Origin of the sequence: Radiobacillus kanasensis, assembly GCF_021049245.1 — a bacterium.
GTDB lineage: Bacteria > Bacillota > Bacilli > Bacillales > Amphibacillaceae > Radiobacillus > Radiobacillus kanasensis.
Map to the genome: position 1 here is coordinate 2,949,475 of NZ_CP088020.1, position 17,200 is coordinate 2,966,674.

17 protein-coding genes are annotated in these 17,200 nt (G+C 41.0%); 4 read left to right on the plus strand and 13 right to left on the minus strand.

The window, feature by feature from the left end:
* Positions 1–5: 5 nt before the first annotated feature.
* The 12 genes from KO561_RS15395 to KO561_RS15450 form a co-directional block, all read right to left on the minus strand.
* Positions 6–989, minus strand: coding sequence for a Gfo/Idh/MocA family protein (locus KO561_RS15395; RefSeq protein WP_331000797.1), 984 nt, complete (start codon positions 987–989; stop codon positions 6–8).
* Positions 990–1,024: 35 nt separating this feature from the next.
* Positions 1,025–1,843: a carbohydrate ABC transporter permease gene (locus tag KO561_RS15400; RefSeq protein ID WP_231094155.1), complete on the minus strand. Its 819-nt coding sequence runs from the start codon at positions 1,841–1,843 to the stop codon at positions 1,025–1,027.
* On the minus strand, positions 1,843–2,814 hold the full coding sequence (locus tag KO561_RS15405; RefSeq protein ID WP_231094156.1) for a carbohydrate ABC transporter permease: 972 nt from the start codon (positions 2,812–2,814) through the stop codon (positions 1,843–1,845). The genes KO561_RS15400 and KO561_RS15405 overlap by 1 nt, the downstream gene beginning before the upstream one ends.
* 124 nt (positions 2,815–2,938) lie before the next feature.
* Entirely contained in the window at positions 2,939–4,243 is a 1,305-nt protein-coding gene (locus KO561_RS15410; RefSeq protein ID WP_231094157.1) for an ABC transporter substrate-binding protein, read from the minus strand.
* A gap of 116 nt (positions 4,244–4,359) precedes the next feature.
* A complete protein-coding gene (locus tag KO561_RS15415) occupies positions 4,360–5,793 on the minus strand; it encodes a response regulator transcription factor (protein ID WP_231094158.1) in 1,434 nt (477 codons plus the stop codon).
* Positions 5,794–5,803: 10 nt separating this feature from the next.
* A complete protein-coding gene (locus KO561_RS15420; RefSeq protein ID WP_231094159.1) occupies positions 5,804–7,234 on the minus strand; it encodes a sensor histidine kinase in 1,431 nt (476 codons plus the stop codon).
* Complete coding sequence (locus KO561_RS15425) at positions 7,231–8,229, minus strand: sugar-binding protein (RefSeq protein WP_231094160.1); 999 nt, start codon at positions 8,227–8,229, stop codon at positions 7,231–7,233. The genes KO561_RS15420 and KO561_RS15425 overlap by 4 nt, the downstream gene beginning before the upstream one ends.
* Before the next feature lie 352 nt (positions 8,230–8,581).
* On the minus strand, positions 8,582–9,112 hold the full coding sequence (locus tag KO561_RS15430; RefSeq protein WP_231097191.1) for a chromate transporter: 531 nt from the start codon (positions 9,110–9,112) through the stop codon (positions 8,582–8,584).
* Entirely contained in the window at positions 9,112–9,675 is a 564-nt protein-coding gene (locus tag KO561_RS15435) for a chromate transporter (RefSeq protein WP_231094161.1), read from the minus strand. The genes KO561_RS15430 and KO561_RS15435 overlap by 1 nt, the downstream gene beginning before the upstream one ends.
* A 14-nt stretch (positions 9,676–9,689) precedes the next feature.
* Positions 9,690–11,315, minus strand: a complete 1,626-nt coding sequence (locus tag KO561_RS15440) for a gamma-glutamyltransferase family protein (RefSeq protein WP_231094162.1) — start codon at positions 11,313–11,315, stop codon at positions 9,690–9,692.
* Positions 11,316–11,429: 114 nt separating this feature from the next.
* Positions 11,430–11,873, minus strand: a complete 444-nt coding sequence (locus tag KO561_RS15445; RefSeq protein ID WP_231094163.1) for an IDEAL domain-containing protein — start codon at positions 11,871–11,873, stop codon at positions 11,430–11,432.
* Positions 11,874–12,123: 250 nt separating this feature from the next.
* Positions 12,124–12,951, minus strand: coding sequence for a hypothetical protein (locus tag KO561_RS15450; protein ID WP_231094164.1), 828 nt, complete (start codon positions 12,949–12,951; stop codon positions 12,124–12,126).
* Between the two features lie 177 nt (positions 12,952–13,128).
* Between KO561_RS15450 and pxpB the strand changes: the two genes are divergently transcribed.
* The 4 genes from pxpB (at position 13,129) to KO561_RS15470 (ending at position 16,441) form a co-directional block, all read left to right on the plus strand.
* Positions 13,129–13,836 (plus strand): 5-oxoprolinase subunit PxpB, encoded by a 708-nt coding sequence (gene pxpB / locus KO561_RS15455; protein ID WP_231094165.1) that lies wholly within the window; start codon positions 13,129–13,131, stop codon positions 13,834–13,836.
* Complete coding sequence (locus tag KO561_RS15460; RefSeq protein ID WP_231094166.1) at positions 13,827–14,783, plus strand: 5-oxoprolinase subunit C family protein; 957 nt, start codon at positions 13,827–13,829, stop codon at positions 14,781–14,783. The genes pxpB and KO561_RS15460 overlap by 10 nt, the downstream gene beginning before the upstream one ends.
* Positions 14,780–15,517: a 5-oxoprolinase subunit PxpA gene (locus KO561_RS15465; protein WP_231094167.1), complete on the plus strand. Its 738-nt coding sequence runs from the start codon at positions 14,780–14,782 to the stop codon at positions 15,515–15,517. Before KO561_RS15460 ends, KO561_RS15465 begins: the two co-directional genes overlap by 4 nt.
* Before the next feature lie 282 nt (positions 15,518–15,799).
* The gene (locus KO561_RS15470) at positions 15,800–16,441 is read left to right on the plus strand and encodes a hypothetical protein (RefSeq protein ID WP_231094168.1); all 642 of its coding nucleotides are present in this window, start codon (positions 15,800–15,802) and stop codon (positions 16,439–16,441) included.
* A gap of 557 nt (positions 16,442–16,998) precedes the next feature.
* On the opposite strand, the gene KO561_RS15475 is transcribed toward KO561_RS15470, so the two are convergent.
* Positions 16,999–17,181: a cold-shock protein gene (locus KO561_RS15475; RefSeq protein ID WP_231094169.1), complete on the minus strand. Its 183-nt coding sequence runs from the start codon at positions 17,179–17,181 to the stop codon at positions 16,999–17,001.
* Between the last annotated feature and the right edge of the window lie 19 nt (positions 17,182–17,200).

Consider the following 17,200-nt stretch of genomic DNA (forward strand, 5'->3'; position numbering starts at 1 on the left):
TGTATTCAAAGCTTTACCGTTTCACCCGTTCTAGCAGATTGGTAACAAGCATCTAGTACGGCAAAATGGTTTCGTACCTGCTCTTTTCCGTAAGTTGGTTCCTTTTGTTGAAGAATCGAATCCGCGAAGTGCTCGACCTGTAATCGATATTGATCTCCTTCGATTTGGTAGTCACTAGTCTCCCCAGAATCTTTCGTTACCTTAATAATCCCTTGACCATTTGGATTTAAATCTGGTCGATATGCATTTAGTACTTCGATGGACCCTTTCGATCCAACTACTTCATAGCCACAGCGTGGATACGTATCAAAGCTACAATCAAAGTTCGCTAGTCGTCCATCTCCAAATGTAAGCACACCCGTTAGAGTGGTGTCCACTCCTGTATCGGAAAACTTTGCAGCAGTTGCTACAGAAGTAGGCTGTGCTTCTAAAATGTGACAGATAGAGTGAATCCCATAACACCCAACATCATAAAGCGCTCCACCACCGAGCTTGGCATCAAGGCGAATGTTCGTATCATCCTTGAGAAGAAAGGAGAATTTTGCCCTCATAAGGGTAACTTCTCCAATTTCTCCATCCTTGATTAGCTGCTTCACTTGATTGTGCTGTGGATGGAATTGATACATGAACGCTTCCATGAAAAGGACATTGTTTTCCTCGCAAGCTCTTAGCATCTCTTCTAACTCTTTAGAATCCAGTGCTGCTGGTTTTTCACATAGAACATGCTTTCCATGTTCGGCTGCTTTCCTCACCCATTCCTTATGCAACCCATTTGGAAGGGGAATATATACCGCATCAATTTCTGGGTCCTCGAGCAATGCTTCATAGCTTGTGTAAGCTTTTGGAATACCTAATTCTTCTGCCACTTCCTTTGCTTTGTCCCCACGACTAGCGATGGCTTCCACGGATCCATTATCGGCACGTTGGATGGCCGGAATCACTTGTTGCCTCCCGATTTTAGCTGTACTTAAAATACCCCATCTAATCATTTCCATGACCTCCTACCTTACTACGAATCTAACCATTAGCCTTTTACAGAGCCTGCGAGCAATCCTCGAACGAAGAATTTCCCTAAGAAAATGTAAACAAGTAACGTTGGTAATGCAGCGAGAAGCGCCCCTGCCATTTGTACATTCCATTGGACGATTTGACTTCCAGATAGGTTTTGTAAGGCTACCATGATTGGCTGACTATCCGATGTCGTTATAGTTACGGCAAATAAAAACTCGTTCCAAATGTTCGTAAACTGCCAGATTGCTACCACTACAAATCCTGTAATGGACAATGGAATAATGATATGACGGAAAATACCTAAGAAGTTGGCCCCATCAATTTTCGCCGCTTCAATCATCGTATCTGGTATGTTTGCATAAAAATTCCGGAACATTAGCGTCGTAATCGGCAACCCATACACCACATGGGTTAAAATTAATCCAGGTATCGTGTTATAAAGCTCGATATTACGTAAAAATTGAATTAATGGAATCAGAATACTTTGATACGGAATGAACATACCGAAAAGGATAACCGTAAACAGAATCTCAGATCCTTTAAACTTCCATTTTGATAGGACATATCCGTTCATTGCTCCGAGTAGTGCAGACAAAAGGGTTGCAGGTATAACAAGGTACACACTGTTCATAAAGTTTGGAGCTAGTTCAGTAAATGCCTCTACATAACTACTAAAGTCAATCGACGTTGGGATTGCCCACATTGCTTCTAAAGAAACCTCGTCTAATGGCTTTACACTTGTTACTAGAATAACATAGACAGGAGCTAGAAAGAGAATGGCCATGATAATTAAAATCGAGTATTTAATCGGCTTCCAGATGTTTACCGCCATTAGCTATCACTCCTTCTATTTGTTAGTAAGTATGGCACTATGAACACCGCTACTAGAATCAGCATAATAATCGCAATGGCGGCACCGTTGGCATAGTACTGACCACGGAAAGTAGCTTCGAACATGTACACCCCTGGAACATCTGTAACAAAGTTTGCACCAGATCCAGACATCGCATAAATCAAATCAAAAATTTTCAATGATATATGAGCCATGATAATGACAACACTTACCGTAATCGGCATTAGCATTGGTAAAATGACCTTCCAATAAATTTGAAACTCTGTGGCACCGTCTATTCGCGCCGCTTCTCTTAGCTCTTCTGGTATGCCACGTAATCCTGCCAAATACATCGCCAAGGAGAATCCTGTCATTTGCCAAACCGCAGCAATAACAACCGCTAAAATAGCAACTGGTAAACCAAACTCAATACTCCCCCACTCAAATCCAGCCAAAATGTTCGTATCCGTGTACCACTTTGGCTGAATACCAAACACTTTTAAGAATTGGTTAAACCCTGTAGATGGATTGAGCAACCATTGCCATACAACCCCTGTTACAACAAAGGATAAGGCCATTGGGAATAAAAAGATATTACGGAAAAACGACTCCCCTTTTGTTTTCTGATCAATTAAGATGGAAAGACCTAATCCCATTACAATAACCAAACCGATAAAAAATAGGGTGAAAAAGATCGTATTTCTTAAATCTGCTTGGAAACGAAAGTCTTGGAACAGAAAGATGTAGTTTTTCAACCCGGCAAATGACATATCAGGTACTAGACTGTTCCAATTACTGAGTGATACCCATCCTGTCCAGCCAATAAATCCATATACGAATATGAGAACAAGGATAAAGGACGGAGCTAGAAAACTAATTGCAATCCATTGATCTTTCGTTACTTTTTTCTTCTTTTTATTTAGTTGTAAAGGTTTATTCGTATTCCTCTGTGTCGCAATTTCCTCTTGCATGTGTGTATCCTCCAATCGTAAGAGGTATTTTTCTTATTTAATGATAGAACCCCGTATCACCCATTGATGATACGGGGTTCCCTACTCAAAAGAATCCCCCGAGATTCTTTGTCTTACATCCTTTTTATAGTTCAGTTGAAGCTTGCTTTAAAGACTCAATCAACTTATCAACGTCAAGCTGTGTAACAAAAATGTTTACCGCTTGGTTTACTTTTGTTAAGAAACCAGCTGCCGCAGCAGAACCGTGCGCTAAGCTTGGTGTAAGCTGTGCTTCTTTGAAATCTGCCATTGTATCTTTTCCATATTGGTCGTACTTAGAAGGATCTGCATCAACACGAGCTGGGATAGACCCTTTTAGCGGGTTAAATGCATCTTGACCTTCCACAGAACCTAATACAGATAGGAATTGTTTCACATCTTCTGGATTTTCAATTCCTTTCGATAAACCGAATGTATCTGTGATAACCATGAACTCTCCATCCGTCTCAGGGTTCGTTGTATAGCCAAAGTCTACATTTGTCTCAAGGTTTAAATCATTAGAGAAGTAGCCTTTCGCCCAATCTCCCATGTTGATCATAGCAGCTTCGCCATCACCGACTAATTGAGCAGCATCTTGCCAGTTACGAGAAGCATGGTCTTCGTTCACGTAAGACAATGTCTTTTTGAATAGTTCCGCAGCTTCTACTACTCTTTCATCATCGAAGCTAACATCGCCATTCCATAGTCCGCGATAATCTTCTGGTCCAAGTACACCAAGTAAGATATTTTCAAAGATTTGTGTTGCAGTCCAAGGTTCTTTATCTCCTAACGCAAGTGGAGTAACGCCTGCTTCTTTTAATTTATCAGCAGCAGCAAAGAACTCATCAAAAGTTTGTGGAACTTCAATTCCATGTTCTTCAAATACGTGTTTGTTATAGAAAAGAACGTTACCACGGTGAATATTTACAGGTACAGAGTAGATATTTCCATCCTTACTTACTAGATCAATTAAGTCTTGTGGGAATTTATCCATCCAGCCTTGTTCTTCAAAGAAATCGTTCAGTGGTTCCATCTTACCTGCCGCAACCCAACCTTCGTTAAGTTCCGCACCACCGTGTACTTGGAACGTGGATGGTGGATCGTCCCCTTGCATTCTAGTCGCCAAAACAGCTTTTGCGTTTGTACCAGCACCGCCAGCTACAGCCGCATTTTCAATTTCGATATCTGGGTGTTTTTCTTTAAATAAGTCAATTAATGCGAGTAGTCCATCTTCTTCACCGGCACCAGTCCACCAGCTAAAGATTTCTACTTTTCCTCCTGATTCACTTGAGCTATCGCCGCCGTCAGAACCTTCTGCACTGTCTCCGCCATCTCCCGAAGAACTGTTACTACATGCAGCGATGACAAGCACCATAGCTAACAATGAAAAGAAACCTAACAGTTTTTTCATTTATAAAGCCCCCTTTTGATTTCTGAAAACCCTTTCTGATAACGCTTTCAATTTGATTATAAAGAATGCTAGTAGCTTATCCGACTCTCAATTTCTTCACTTTTTTAAGAAAATCTTCACTTTTTTAATAACTTCTGTTGATACTGCTTCGGAGATAACTGAAAATACTTTTTAAAAACACGACTAAAATAGTTCGGATCCTTATAGCCAACCATAAAACTAATCTCCTTTAAACTAAGGTCGGTTTCCTCTAGTAATTGGGAAGCTTCTTTGAGTCTCACATTGGTCACATAATCGATGAAGGTTTCTCCTGTTGTTTCTTTAAATAGATTCGATAAATAGTTAGAGCTTAGTTCGCAAAGGTCCGCAACCTCTTCGAGTGAAATACTATGGGCATAGTTCTCCTGAATATACGCTTTAGCCCGTTCGATCTTATGTTTGGACTGATAGTGTTGTTGAATATGCAAACAGATTAATCGAACATATTGAATCCAATCCTGGTTGGATTTAAGTTCATCAATCGATTTATTCCACGGTTTGATTTGCTTAGATTCTAGTAGTTGCTTAATCTTGTAATAGAGTTCTTGAAGCACAAGGATTTGCTGTTTGCGATTTGGTTCACTAAGTAATGGATTAAGCTGATGTAAGGCTCCCATCTCATTCCCTGCTTGAATCTCGTTAAGTAATGGAACTAGATTATTTCCGCTTGGACTGTCTTCCTCTACAGGGAACCCGTAATTACTATGTTTAACTTTCATTAAATGCTCCAAGGAAGATAACGATTGATGGTAGGAGTTGGCAACCTCGGTTAATCTAGTTGGGTGTCCAACCCCGATGTAAACCGTTCTCCCAAGCTTCATTTGCAAGAGTCTTGCTTTTTTCAGCAGACCTGCACGATCAAATTTTTCTGAACGCATTAGAAGCACAATCATTTGGTCCGCTTGCCAGTCCAAAATATACGTATCGTCTACTATCTCTTCGATGACAGCTTCTACATTAAGTGATATAGGTTGTTCTGCATCTTTTATGGTCATAAAACAGCCATATATCATGTTTGGAAACAAAGCATGTTGAAGCTTTTCTATCTCTTCCCCTTGCTCGTATTTCATCAACTTAGATAGCAAATGTTTTTTAGCTATGGCTCCGGTATGTTCTTTTTCCTCTATTCCTTTCTTTTCTTCCTCTAGCTCCTTTTGAACACGAAGCATTGCTTTGATAGTCTCTTCTTTTTTACTAGGTTTCAAAATATATTCTTTTACGCCAAATTTCATCGCTTGTTTGGCATACTCAAATGAATCGTAGGCAGATACGAGCACGAATTTAATGGAAGGCTGGAATTGGTGGATGATTTCAATCGCTTCGAGGCCATTAATGCCCGGCATTTTAATGTCCATGAGAATCACATCCGGACGTAAGCTCTCTGCTAACTCAATCGCTTTACGGCCATTTGCTGCTTCTCCAATCACTTCCATTTGTTGAAAGTTCTCCTCTAAAAACTTACGCATGGCTTTACGTTCTAGCAACTCATCCTCTGCAATAATTATTTTCATAGAACCACCTCTATTCTGTTCGTTTCCATTGATTGGGCAACACAAGCCTAATAATTGTTCCTCTATCTACCTCTGAATCTATCTCCAATACATGTTCTGTTTGATAGAATAGCTGAAGCCTGCGAATAACATTCGTCATTCCGATTCCTGTTGAATGTCCAATATGTTCCTCAGAATCTGCGGTTGTATCTAAAAGACGTAAGATCGTTTTTTCGTCCATCCCAATTCCATCATCCTCTATTTCTACCATTGTGTATTCATCCTGATCATAGATTCGGATAAGAATCTTTCCTCCATCCTCTTTCGCTTCGATTCCGTGAATAAAAGCATTCTCTACAATCGGTTGAATCGTAAGACGGGGAATAGGAATGTCTAGGTGTTCACTCTGAATGTCCATTTTGTACTGAATTCTTTCTAGAAATCTAGTCTTTTGAATACTTAAATATTCCTCAATAACCTGTAATTCATCTTTTAGCGAGATTGATTTTTTGAGATCTCCCAGACTGTAGCGTAATAAGGTAGCTACCGAATCGATTAAATTAGAGGTTGATTTCGCATTCTCTAAATACGCCAGCTTAGAAATCGTATTCAGTGTATTAAATAAGAAATGCGGGTTAATTTGATTTTGCAGGTGCTTGAGCTCTAGCTCCTTCATCAGTTTTTCTTGCTCCGACTTTTGTTTAATCTCTTCAATCAGTTCATGAATATTCGTCCGCATCTGATTAAAGGAATCCCCTAAGAGCTTCAATTCATCATTGGAATCAATTACTACTGGTTCACCGGATATCTGACCACTTGATACTTGCTTGGCGGCTTTTGATAAAGCTTGAATTGGTTTCGTTATTCCATAGGAAAACCAAAGGGAGAACCCTATGGCCAGCATCACCGTTGTCGAGAATAAGAAGAAAATAAACCATTGGAAGGAGCTGTTTCTTTCTTGTAAATCTTCGTACAACACCTGATACTCATTTAACTCTAAATCGATTAGATGTAGTGTTGTTTCTTGGATATAGGTAGCTGCACTTTGGGTTTCTTTTAGATGAGCCGTGTAACGCTCAATATCGTCCCTTAAAACAAATCCGACCGTAATTTCACTTTCATGAATTAAGGAATCTATTAAATTCGTATAGTTTTTTATTTGCATGGACTCTTCAAACGTTCGGGAGCTCATTAGCTGGTTTTCTTCCTCTTCTAACTGATTTAGAGAAGTATAGTAGGCGTCCAAGTTCTCCTCACTTGGCTCCATTACATATGTTTTCACGTTTTGATAGAGCTTGTTGGAGATCTGGGAAATGGAGTTTAAGGTCACAAATCGCTCAAAGCTCGCATGATATTCTCCCGTTAGCTGTTTCGAGCTAACATAGATGGAAATCGAAACTACGTTAAATAATACGACGAAGACGAAAAAGTAAATGATTAATTTTCCTCGTATCGTTTTCATGGTGCATCTCCGTTTCCAATTAATTCACCATTTGTCACATCATCTTTCCGAATTACTTTGGTAAGTGTGAATTGAAAGGGATTCACGGTTTCATCTCGCTGAATTTTTAACATTTGTTCCACCGCAACCTTTCCCATCTCCTTCGGATATTGCGAAACCGTAACATCGATGTCCCCATTCTCGATTAAGGAAAGGGTCTCTGGTAAAATATCAAAAGCTGCAATGTATATATCTTGGGAAGGATTCATTTCTTCCACACCTTGAACCATCCCTACCCCATCTAGTGCACTTGTTCCAAACAAAGCGGTTGTTTCCGGATGTTCCTTTAGTAAAGAATAGGTTGCTTGCGCAGCACCAATCTCTGTTATATTGGATTCCATTCGATCGACCACTTTAATTCTAGAAGAATTGGAGATAGCATCCATAAATCCATCTAACCGTTCCTGCTGATTGAGAGCAGAAAAGCTTCCCATAATAACACCAACATGTTGTTCTCCCTTTGTATCGACAATTAAGGCTTGTCCTGCTAAAAATCCCGCCTCGTAATTATTAGTTCCCACGTATACTTGCCGCTCACTTTTCGGTACATCCGTGTCTACTGTAATAACGGGAATTCGGTTTTCTCTTGCTTTATGGACTAAATCAAGAAACCTTTGTCCTGGCAAGCCTTGTATAATAATGCCATCCACTTTAGCTGAAATCATTCGATCTAATGTTTGTAGTTTTTCTTCTAAGTCAGACTTACTTGGCCCAATGTACTCCAGGTAAACGTTTTCATTTTTTGCAGCTTCTTTTGCTCCATTTTCGATAAGACGCCAATAGGCATTCCCTACCTCTTCTGTAATAAGGGCAAAATGATAATCATAGGATTGCTGAGCTGTAGGATGGTCTTCTACGTAAAAGGTTTTTTTGCCATAGATAAGCATGGCTGTTAAACTCACGAAAAAAAAGAGCACTCCCACAACTAAGAGAATTTGTTTCTGACGTCTGCTCAAGGGATCCCCTCATTTCTTCCTTCTCTTTGTTATATTCTAGCGGGAAATGCAATAATTGAAAAGAACAAAAGCGCGGGGCGCCCGTTTAGCGACGTACGGACTGCGCCGTAGGAGATAAAGGAAACATGCCCCTTCAAAGGGGTATGCCAACGTTGGGCGCAAAGCCCGGGTTTAGTTGGCCTTCCTTCCTCGCGAATCGATGCTTGACTTATCGTACGTAGGTGAGGGAAGTCTCGCTAGGCGCTGGGCGCTGGAGCTGGACGTGGCTGTTGATATATGTTATCCTCACCAAGCCAATTTTGTAATTTCCTGCAACCCAAAAATAAGACACCCCAATCATAGAGTGCCTCACTTAAGATAAAAACAGAGCCCCATACCCCAATGCCATTAGGATAACAAAGGCCGGATGAAGTTTTATTCTTTCTAACAAAAGATAACTAACTACGATTAATCCGACGGACTGCCACACGCCAATTCCTTCATAGGAAGTTTGAAAAAAGCTTACTGCCATCGCACCTAGTAATAAAGCGATCGTTGGTCGAATGAGAGCGGTCATTTTTTTAACCTTTGGGGATTGCTTATGCTTTTGCAAAATACTTAACAAAATAACCATCAATATCAGGGATGGTGCAACCGTAGCAAATACCGCAATCCATGCACCAAGGATTCCTCCTTGCTCAAATCCGATAAAGCCAGCCATTTTCGTCGCGATAGGTCCAGGCAGTGCGTTACCCATTGCGAGCATTTCACTAAAATCTGAAACGGTGAGCCAGTGATATCGATCCACTACCTCTTTCTCAACAAGAGGAATCGAAGCTGGTCCACCACCGTACCCGACAATTCCAGGGATAAAAAAGGCTAAAAAGATGTGCCAGTATTTAATCATGAGGCTCGCTCCCTTTCCTTTTCCCGATTTTTACTAAAAAGAGCAGCCAGTATGAGAAGTCCAATCAATATGGCAGGATGAAGACCCGCTACTTCTACAAATAGGAAGGAAACGATAAACAATCCAACTGTTATAGACCACCCCAGTCCTGATTTCGCTTTTTTCAAAAAATCAATGGTTAAGACAAACAGCATCACACCAACTACCGGTACGACAGCTTTGGTCATTCCTTGCACCCACGGCTTTTCACTCATGGATGAAAGGAAAGTAAGGAGAATAATCATGGCTACAATCGTCGGTAAAATAGTGGAGATAACGGCATTGCATAACCCGATAAAGCCCCCTACACGATACCCAATATAACCAGCCATTTTCGTTCCAATCGGACCTGGTAATGCATTGGCAACTGCCAAAAGGTTCGTAAATTCTTCTTCATCCATCCACTTATAGGTGTCGACCACTTCTTTTTGAACGAGTGGAATCGACGATGGTCCTCCACCATAGCCGAGGATTCCGACTCGAAAAAATGCTAAACATAAATGCCATTGGTTCTGAAACACAAAACTCCCCCCTGCTAATATGCCGCAATCGTACTATCGGTTCTAGATTCTGTACCTCCATAAAGCGTTCCCGTATCGGGATCTCGTACGATAATTTGACCCCGGCCAAAATCCTCCACATCTAAGTGGATGGCTACTTCATGCCCTCTTCTTTCTAGTGCTTCTGCAATTGCTGAAGAAAAATGTGGCTCGACAATTATTTTCTTATCCTTCAACCAACGCCAGCGCGGGGCATCCAATGCTGCTTGTGGATTGAGGTGAAAATCTACTAAATTTGAAACGACTTGTAGGTGACCTTGCGGTTGCATAAAGCCACCCATAACACCGAATGGTCCAACTGCTTTATCGTCTTTTGTTAAAAAGCCTGGAATAATGGTGTGGTACGTCTTCTTGCCACCCTTTAACGCATTATTATGCCCCTCTTCTAAAGAAAACGTATGCCCTCTGTTTTGCAAAGCAATTCCCGTTCCCGGCACAACGAGCCCGGAACCGAAGCCCATATAATTACTTTGAATAAAGGAAACCATATTTCCTTCACCATCTGCAGTCGCCAAGTACACTGTCCCCCCGAGAGGAGGCTGACCAGGACTTGGTTGCATGGCTTCCTGTTGGATAAGCTTTCGGCGTTCCTCTGCATAAGCATCCGATAACAATGCTTCCACACTTTGCGACATATCCCTTGAGTCGGTTATGTATTCTTTGCCATCCGTAAAAGCTAGCTTCATGGCTTCGATTTGTTTATGATACGTGTCTACTGATTCTTTTTCTTTTAAGGAAAAGCCATTTAAAATATTAAGTCCCATCAAAGCAATTAATCCTTGCCCGTTCGGGGGAATCTCCCAAACCTCATGGCCTTTGTACGTTACCGAAATTGGTTGAACCCACTCCGGGTAATAACTCTTTAAATCTTCTTTTTGAAGAAAGCCTCCATGTGCAGAAGAAAACTCCACCATTTTATCTGCTAATGATCCGCGATAAAAGGATTCTGCCTTTGTAGCAGCAATTTCTCTTAAGGTTTTAGCATGGTTTGGCGATTTCCACAGTTCTCCGACTTGGGGCGCTCGACCACCCATTCCAAACGTAGCAAACCATTTTTGGTACATCTCTTCTGTTAAAGCTTGCTCATTTTCCTTATACGTTTTGCCCCATATCGATGCTAAAACAGGGGATAACGGAAAACCTTTTTCCGCATAATCAATGGCTGGCTGTAACACTGTCGTTAAATCTAATCGTCCAAAGCGTTCCGATAATGCTGCCCAAGTCGCAGGTGCTCCTGGTACAGTTACTGGAATCCAGCCATGCACTGGCATTTTCGAGTGACCTTTGCTTTTCACGGCATCTATTGAGATGCTCTTAGGGGCTGGACCACTTCCATTTATTCCGTATAGCTCGTCTTTCATCCAGACTAACGCAAACGCATCTCCACCTATCCCGTTTGAGATCGGTTCTAAAACGGTTAATGCCGCCGCTGTCGCGATAGCAGCATCGACCGCATTCCCTCCTTTTTTCAAAATATCCAGCCCTACTTGAGAAGCAAGCGCTTGTGAGCTTGCCACCATTCCATTACGGGATACAGTGACCATCCGCTTCGAGGGATACGGATAATATAATGGATCAAATAATTGTTTTGTCACTAACATTCCTCCGCCTTCCTAACAATCTCTTTTATCATAGCTTAATATAACCGAATCGAAAAACAAATGAACACAAAGAAACAGAAGCGCCTGCTTCTGTTTTACTTTTTATATATTTTTCTATAAGGCATTTAGTTGATCCGTAAGCGCCATAAACCGTTCCCGATCTTTTTTCTCTAATGCATCATCTATAAGTCGTTTTATGTTTTCCTCCTCCAATTGAGCAATGACCTGATCGACGTCTTCCTCTTGAATCAAGGTACGATCATTGTTCATATATGGATCTATGATGGCATTCAAGTTGGTTAAAAAATCATTTAATTTGAGTAAATCAGCAAGCGCAACTCGACTGTATTCTTTTCCGCGTTGAAAGACGAATATATCATCTTGATTTTCTACTTTTTGGGTGTTCCGATTTACGCGGATTTCTCGCGATTCTAGAGGTACAAATTGATATACCTTATCATCTAACAAGAGTGAAAAATATTGATAGGCAAGAACGACACGTAAACTTTCATCCTCTTCCTTAATGTAATACGGCTTAAGCATTTTAACAGAAAGCATCACTCCACCCCCAGTGCTTTGTTTTCGGAACATTACAATCGTAAAACACGAATAAATTTATTACTGTATTATATGTTTGGAACGATGAAAAGGTTAATGATGGACATCTAACTTTTTTATCTTTGTTACCTATATTATAATGTATTTCCACTTAAAATGATAGCGTTTACATTACGGGTTCAAGTATCTTTTTTCTACTTTATGCAGGATGAGGCTGTACATATGCTTTAATAAAGTTAAATGCTACGTGCTAATCTTTAAACACATCTTCCCTCACACTCAACCACTGTTGAATGGTTTCTTTTCCTCTTATGATATACCAGTTCCGAGAATCAACCGCCAGAAATTCTTCCTCCTGTTTCACAATGAAAATAGAATAATTCTTATTTAAACGCTCATCCTTTTGTTCCAATGTATGCTGTAGCGTGACGGGGGTTCCATTTTTCTCAAAATAAGCTTGAACATCCTTTATTGTTAACTCAAAAGGTTCTTCATAAGAAGAAGACATGAATGTCCAGTCTTTAATCTTCCATTTGTTCTCATGCTTTGTAACATATATATCAAATTTGGCACCGCTATTGATGTCGTTAGCTGGATAATAAGCAGTAAAGGAAGCATTGTTTACATCGACATATTTCACACGCTTCGTAAAATCAGGAAGCATGGAACCTTGCAAAGCTCCTGGTGCATCACATTCACAAAAAAAAGTTTCTCGATATTTTATTATATGCTCTTCGATAAAACCTGGTGTGAACGTATCTTTTAAAATCGGCTCGACGAGTGAATGGAACTCTTCCCTTTCCGGAACAAAGTCCATCCCTTTTTCATACCAGCCTCTCTCCTGAATCTCTTGTACGATGGATTTTTTCTTCTCACTAATAGATCCGGTTAAGGCAATCATTTCACTAGCACTAATCTTCGAAGAGGTTTTTTCACTTTCTTGTTTCTCCTCTTGTACCGGGTTTTCTTTTTCTTCGAGGTTGGATTTATTAGTATTGGTTGGGTTTGATATAGCGGTTTGCCCACAACCCACAGTTATAATGGATAAAACAATAAGAGCAGTAATGATTCTTTTCACGATTATTCCCCCTGTTTCTATGAATCTAGTAAAACTAGTATGGGTTTACCAGATTCCTTTTATACCAACTTATGCAAAGAAATAGAAAAATAGAAGGGAGTTTTGCAGAAACCTTCGACATCTTTCCGTATTGCTTTATAATGAAAACAAACTCCAACTTTAAAGAGGAGGAACGTTATGAACCCTCATTTACAATTCATCAGTGAATCTGCCCTATTACTAGAATGGGAGTTTTCTCCTTCCCTTGAGACAAACGAACACATTTTAGCCTTCCATGAATACCTCCAACACCATCCATTTCCTGGGTATGTGGAAGGGGTTCCTGCTTATACGACTTTGACAATTCATTTTCAACCGCTTACGATTTCCGGTATGGATCCCTTTGAACAGGTAAGAAAATCCGTGTTACAGGCGTTGGATCGAACCCAAACACGACAAGAAGAAAAATCTGGTAATCTCATACAAATCCCTGTTTGTTATGACTCGATGTATGGTCCGGACCTAACTTATGTCGCTTCCTACCATGGCTTTACTGAAGAAAAAGTTATCTCGATTCATACGAATTCTGATTACCCAGTGTATTTTCTCGGATTTGCTCCTGGCTTTCCTTTCTTAGGTGGAATGGATCCAGAGCTTGCTACTCCACGAAAACAGACTCCAAGGCAACAGGTTGCAGCTGGTTCTGTTGGGATTGCAAGTAGCCAGACCGGTGTCTATCCACTTTCGACACCCGGTGGATGGCAAATCATCGGCCGAACCCCACTTCCTTTAGTGACAACAAACGAGAATCAACCTACTCTACTACAGCCAGGAGACACCGTGAGATTCGTCGCTATTACAGCTGAAGAATTTGAGGAAATGGAGGCTACATCGTCATGGGATTAATCATACAAAAGCCCGGTCTGCAAACTACGATCCAGGATCTTGGAAGGAATGGCTACCAAGCTTTAGGATTTTCCGTAAGTGGTCCAATGGATTCATTGTCCATGGAAGCAGCCAATCTTATTCTTCAAAATGACCGAGGTGCCGCAACCATTGAAATGGGAATAGTTGGTGGCCATTTTCTATTTAAAAAAGATACCATTATTTCGATTACTGGTGCTTTTATGAACCCAAAAATCAATCAATTGGCCATCCATCAAGGCGCTCCAATCTCAGTACGAAAAGGGGATTTATTGACATTTGGTCCTGCTACACATGGGGTTTACACGTATTTGGCTGTCAAAGATGGGTTTAAATCTCTTCGTTATTTAAGTAGTAGAAGTTCGTCTAATCTAAGAAATAGCATCTTAGGTTCATCCTTAAAAAAGGAGGCGTATATCCCGTTTGAAACATACACACCGGACGCTCCTAAACGCTGGTTCATCGATACGATGATAGAGGAAACCGGACAGGAACGAGTCATTCGTTATATAGAAGGAAGACATTATGAATGGTTTACAGAGGAAGCTAAACAGACCTTTGAGAACGAACCATTTCACATATCTTCACAATCCAATCGCATGGGGTACCGTTTAAAAGGTGTCACACTTAAACAAAAGCAGTCGGCAGAAGTGTGGACAGAGGGAACTTTGTTCGGATCGATTCAAGTCCCACCGAATGGTCAACCCATCATCCTAATGGCCGATCGTCAACCGACTGGAGGATATCCGAAAATCGGTCAAGTTATAAAGGCAGACTTGCCAAAACTAAGCCAAACTAGTTTTCAATCAAAGATTCGGTTTAAAAAAGTAACCCTAATGGAGGCTTTTGAAGCTTACAAACAACAAGAACAATTAAAACGAGTCTGGCGTGTATCTATAGAAAGAAAATGGAAGGAATGGTGTGAATGAAAATAGATATTAACTGTGACTTAGGAGAAGGATACGGTCCCTATGACAAACAGATTATGCCCCATATTTCGTCAGCAAATATCGCTTGCGGCTTTCACGCTGGCGATCCGGACATAATGGATGATACGGTAAAGCTAGCACTACAACATAACGTCAAAATTGGAGCCCATCCAGGATTCCCGGATAAGGAAGGATTCGGACGCCGTCTGCTGAAATGGACAGCGGACCAGGTGTACCGGTCCCTCCTTTATCAAATCGGGGCACTACAAGCTATAGCAAAGGCGAATGGCACATCTCTTCATCATGTCAAACCACATGGGGCGCTTTACCATTATGGGTGTCAACATAAGGAAATTGCCCAAGCGATGGTAGAAGCTATCAAGAGGGTTGATCCAAGTCTTGTGCTTTATGGACCTGCAAATAGTGAATTAATAAAAGCTGGTGTAAAGGGAAATCTCACCGTGTACAGAGAAGTTTTTGCAGACAGAACCTATCTTGAGAACGGAAACTTAACCCCACGAACAGAGGAGCATGCCGTCCATACAAAAACGAAACATGCTATCGAACAATCCATTCAAATGATTCAACATCAAAAAGTCACAACAAAAACAGGAAAAGTCATCCCCATTCAAGCGGATACCGTTTGTGTCCACGGTGATACACCAAATGCTGTAGAATTCGTAAAGGCTTTGTCAATCACCCTCCAGCAGCGGGGCATCCAACTTGGAAGCTAGTCATCCCACCATTTTTCTTCATGAGAGGATACTTGTCTATTCTCTTCGCAGTATTAAGCATATAGTATAGAGAACGCTGTAACTTCTAGTAGGGTTTATGCATACTACCAACTGGCTATCAGATCCTTTCTGATAGCCCTTTTTCTATCAGAATTCTTGTAAATCTTGTCGGGTGATGGTGTAAGTGCTGGCTTGCCTTTGCAGTTTTTTTATAACAAATGGAATGGGACAATCTGCTTCTTTCATAGAATGAACTATACTTTCGTGGAAAGGATGTTCTGTTTGGTTACGTATAAGTTTTTGAAGGTTAAGGATGTCTTCTCTGAATACGTCGATGATGTAAAGGATGACGTTGCCAACAAACGAATTAACGCCTACTTTTCTAAAAAGTCCAAGGTCATCCTATCCGTAGAAAAGGTAGGAAGCTCCTATTGTTTACGTAGTGGATTTAAGTTTTTTGATGCTTTAAAGAAAGTGAAGAGTAATCAATTCGTCCCTTTTGTGGTCGTATCTGAACAGCCTGATCAGCCGTCTGAGAGACTCTTAGCGATTTTAAAGCGTGGTATGGTGTCTGAATCTACCGGTTGGAGATTCAAATATGACCTTATCCAAAAGCTTATCCATGACCATCACATGAAAGTTGAGGAAATAGCGTCCAAGACCGAGATCTCAGTTGAGGAAATTGAGCGTTTCAATCTTGATGCCGACATACCAGACTTTTATAAGAAAAAAGCCATTCTTCTGCATAAAACAGAACTTATCAATTCCATTCATCGAACGCTTTTAATTCCTGATAACTATAAAAGCCAATACTATAATCTTGCATTAGAAGGAAAATTAAGTACTCGCCAACTTTACATAGCCGCAAGCTACTACAACATGAGTTATTACCATTTTTACAATGTTGGGTATGTTGCTTATTAGGCGGCAGAACAAAAGCGTAAGCGCTCGGGTTTAAGGATTACAGACTAAGACCGTCCTTTGCGGACAACGTCTGCAGACCCCTTGCCGGGGCCACGTACGGCGCCTGGCCATGCCAGGTGGTTCGAGTTGCCGCTCAGGAGCGGCGGTTTTAATCGAACATTCTTACGTCGGAGATAAAGGAAACATGCCCCCTCAAAAGGGTATGCCAACGTTGGGCTCAGGAGCCCGGGCTTAGTTGGCCTTCCTCGTGAATCGGTTGACTTATCGCACAGAGGTGAGGGAAGTCTCGCTAGTTGCTGGGCGCGTTAGGAAGCGAAGCGGGCTTGATCAAATACGATGGCATAAGCAGGGCTCCGTGAGTGACGGAATTTGTCACTGTAGGAGAACTGCTTATGAAGTGAGTATTTAGCCCGCATAGCTGGACTGGAGCTGGACGTGGCTATTGCTACATGTTATCCATACTAAGCCAATTCTGTAATTTCCTAAACCATGAAAAAGAGTAGTTAACCCATAATTTAGGATTAACTACTCTAGAACCGTTTTAAGGAAACTTATAACTAATCAATCTTTGGTAAAACCTTCTCCTCTTTCTTCATCTCGGAATGACAAAGCGGACAACTTGGCTCTGATTCAAATGAGAAAGATTCTCTCATCCAACCAGGACAAGAGTCATTCGTACAAGACCAAATCATCGTTTCTACTTCTGGGACAGGTTCTTTTTTGTTATTAAAATAGGCCATATTTATAAGTCCCCTTTCT

Excerpts from the sequence above, each read along its gene's own strand:
- KO561_RS15395 (WP_331000797.1), bottom strand. The coding sequence starts at position 989 with ATGATTAGATGGGGTATTTTAAGTACAGCTAAAATCGGGAGGCAACAA.
- KO561_RS15400 (WP_231094155.1), bottom strand. The coding sequence starts at position 1,843 with ATGGCGGTAAACATCTGGAAGCCGATTAAATACTCGATTTTAATTATC.
- KO561_RS15405 (WP_231094156.1), bottom strand. The coding sequence starts at position 2,814 with ATGCAAGAGGAAATTGCGACACAGAGGAATACGAATAAACCTTTACAA.
- KO561_RS15410 (WP_231094157.1), bottom strand. The coding sequence starts at position 4,243 with ATGAAAAAACTGTTAGGTTTCTTTTCATTGTTAGCTATGGTGCTTGTC.
- KO561_RS15415 (WP_231094158.1), bottom strand. The coding sequence starts at position 5,793 with ATGAAAATAATTATTGCAGAGGATGAGTTGCTAGAACGTAAAGCCATG.
- KO561_RS15420 (WP_231094159.1), bottom strand. The coding sequence starts at position 7,234 with ATGAAAACGATACGAGGAAAATTAATCATTTACTTTTTCGTCTTCGTC.
- KO561_RS15440 (WP_231094162.1), bottom strand. The coding sequence starts at position 11,315 with ATGTTAGTGACAAAACAATTATTTGATCCATTATATTATCCGTATCCC.
- KO561_RS15445 (WP_231094163.1), bottom strand. The coding sequence starts at position 11,873 with ATGCTTTCTGTTAAAATGCTTAAGCCGTATTACATTAAGGAAGAGGAT.
- pxpB (WP_231094165.1), top strand. The coding sequence starts at position 13,129 with ATGAACCCTCATTTACAATTCATCAGTGAATCTGCCCTATTACTAGAA.
- KO561_RS15460 (WP_231094166.1), top strand. The coding sequence starts at position 13,827 with ATGGGATTAATCATACAAAAGCCCGGTCTGCAAACTACGATCCAGGAT.
- KO561_RS15465 (WP_231094167.1), top strand. The coding sequence starts at position 14,780 with ATGAAAATAGATATTAACTGTGACTTAGGAGAAGGATACGGTCCCTAT.
- KO561_RS15475 (WP_231094169.1), bottom strand. The coding sequence starts at position 17,181 with ATGGCCTATTTTAATAACAAAAAAGAACCTGTCCCAGAAGTAGAAACG.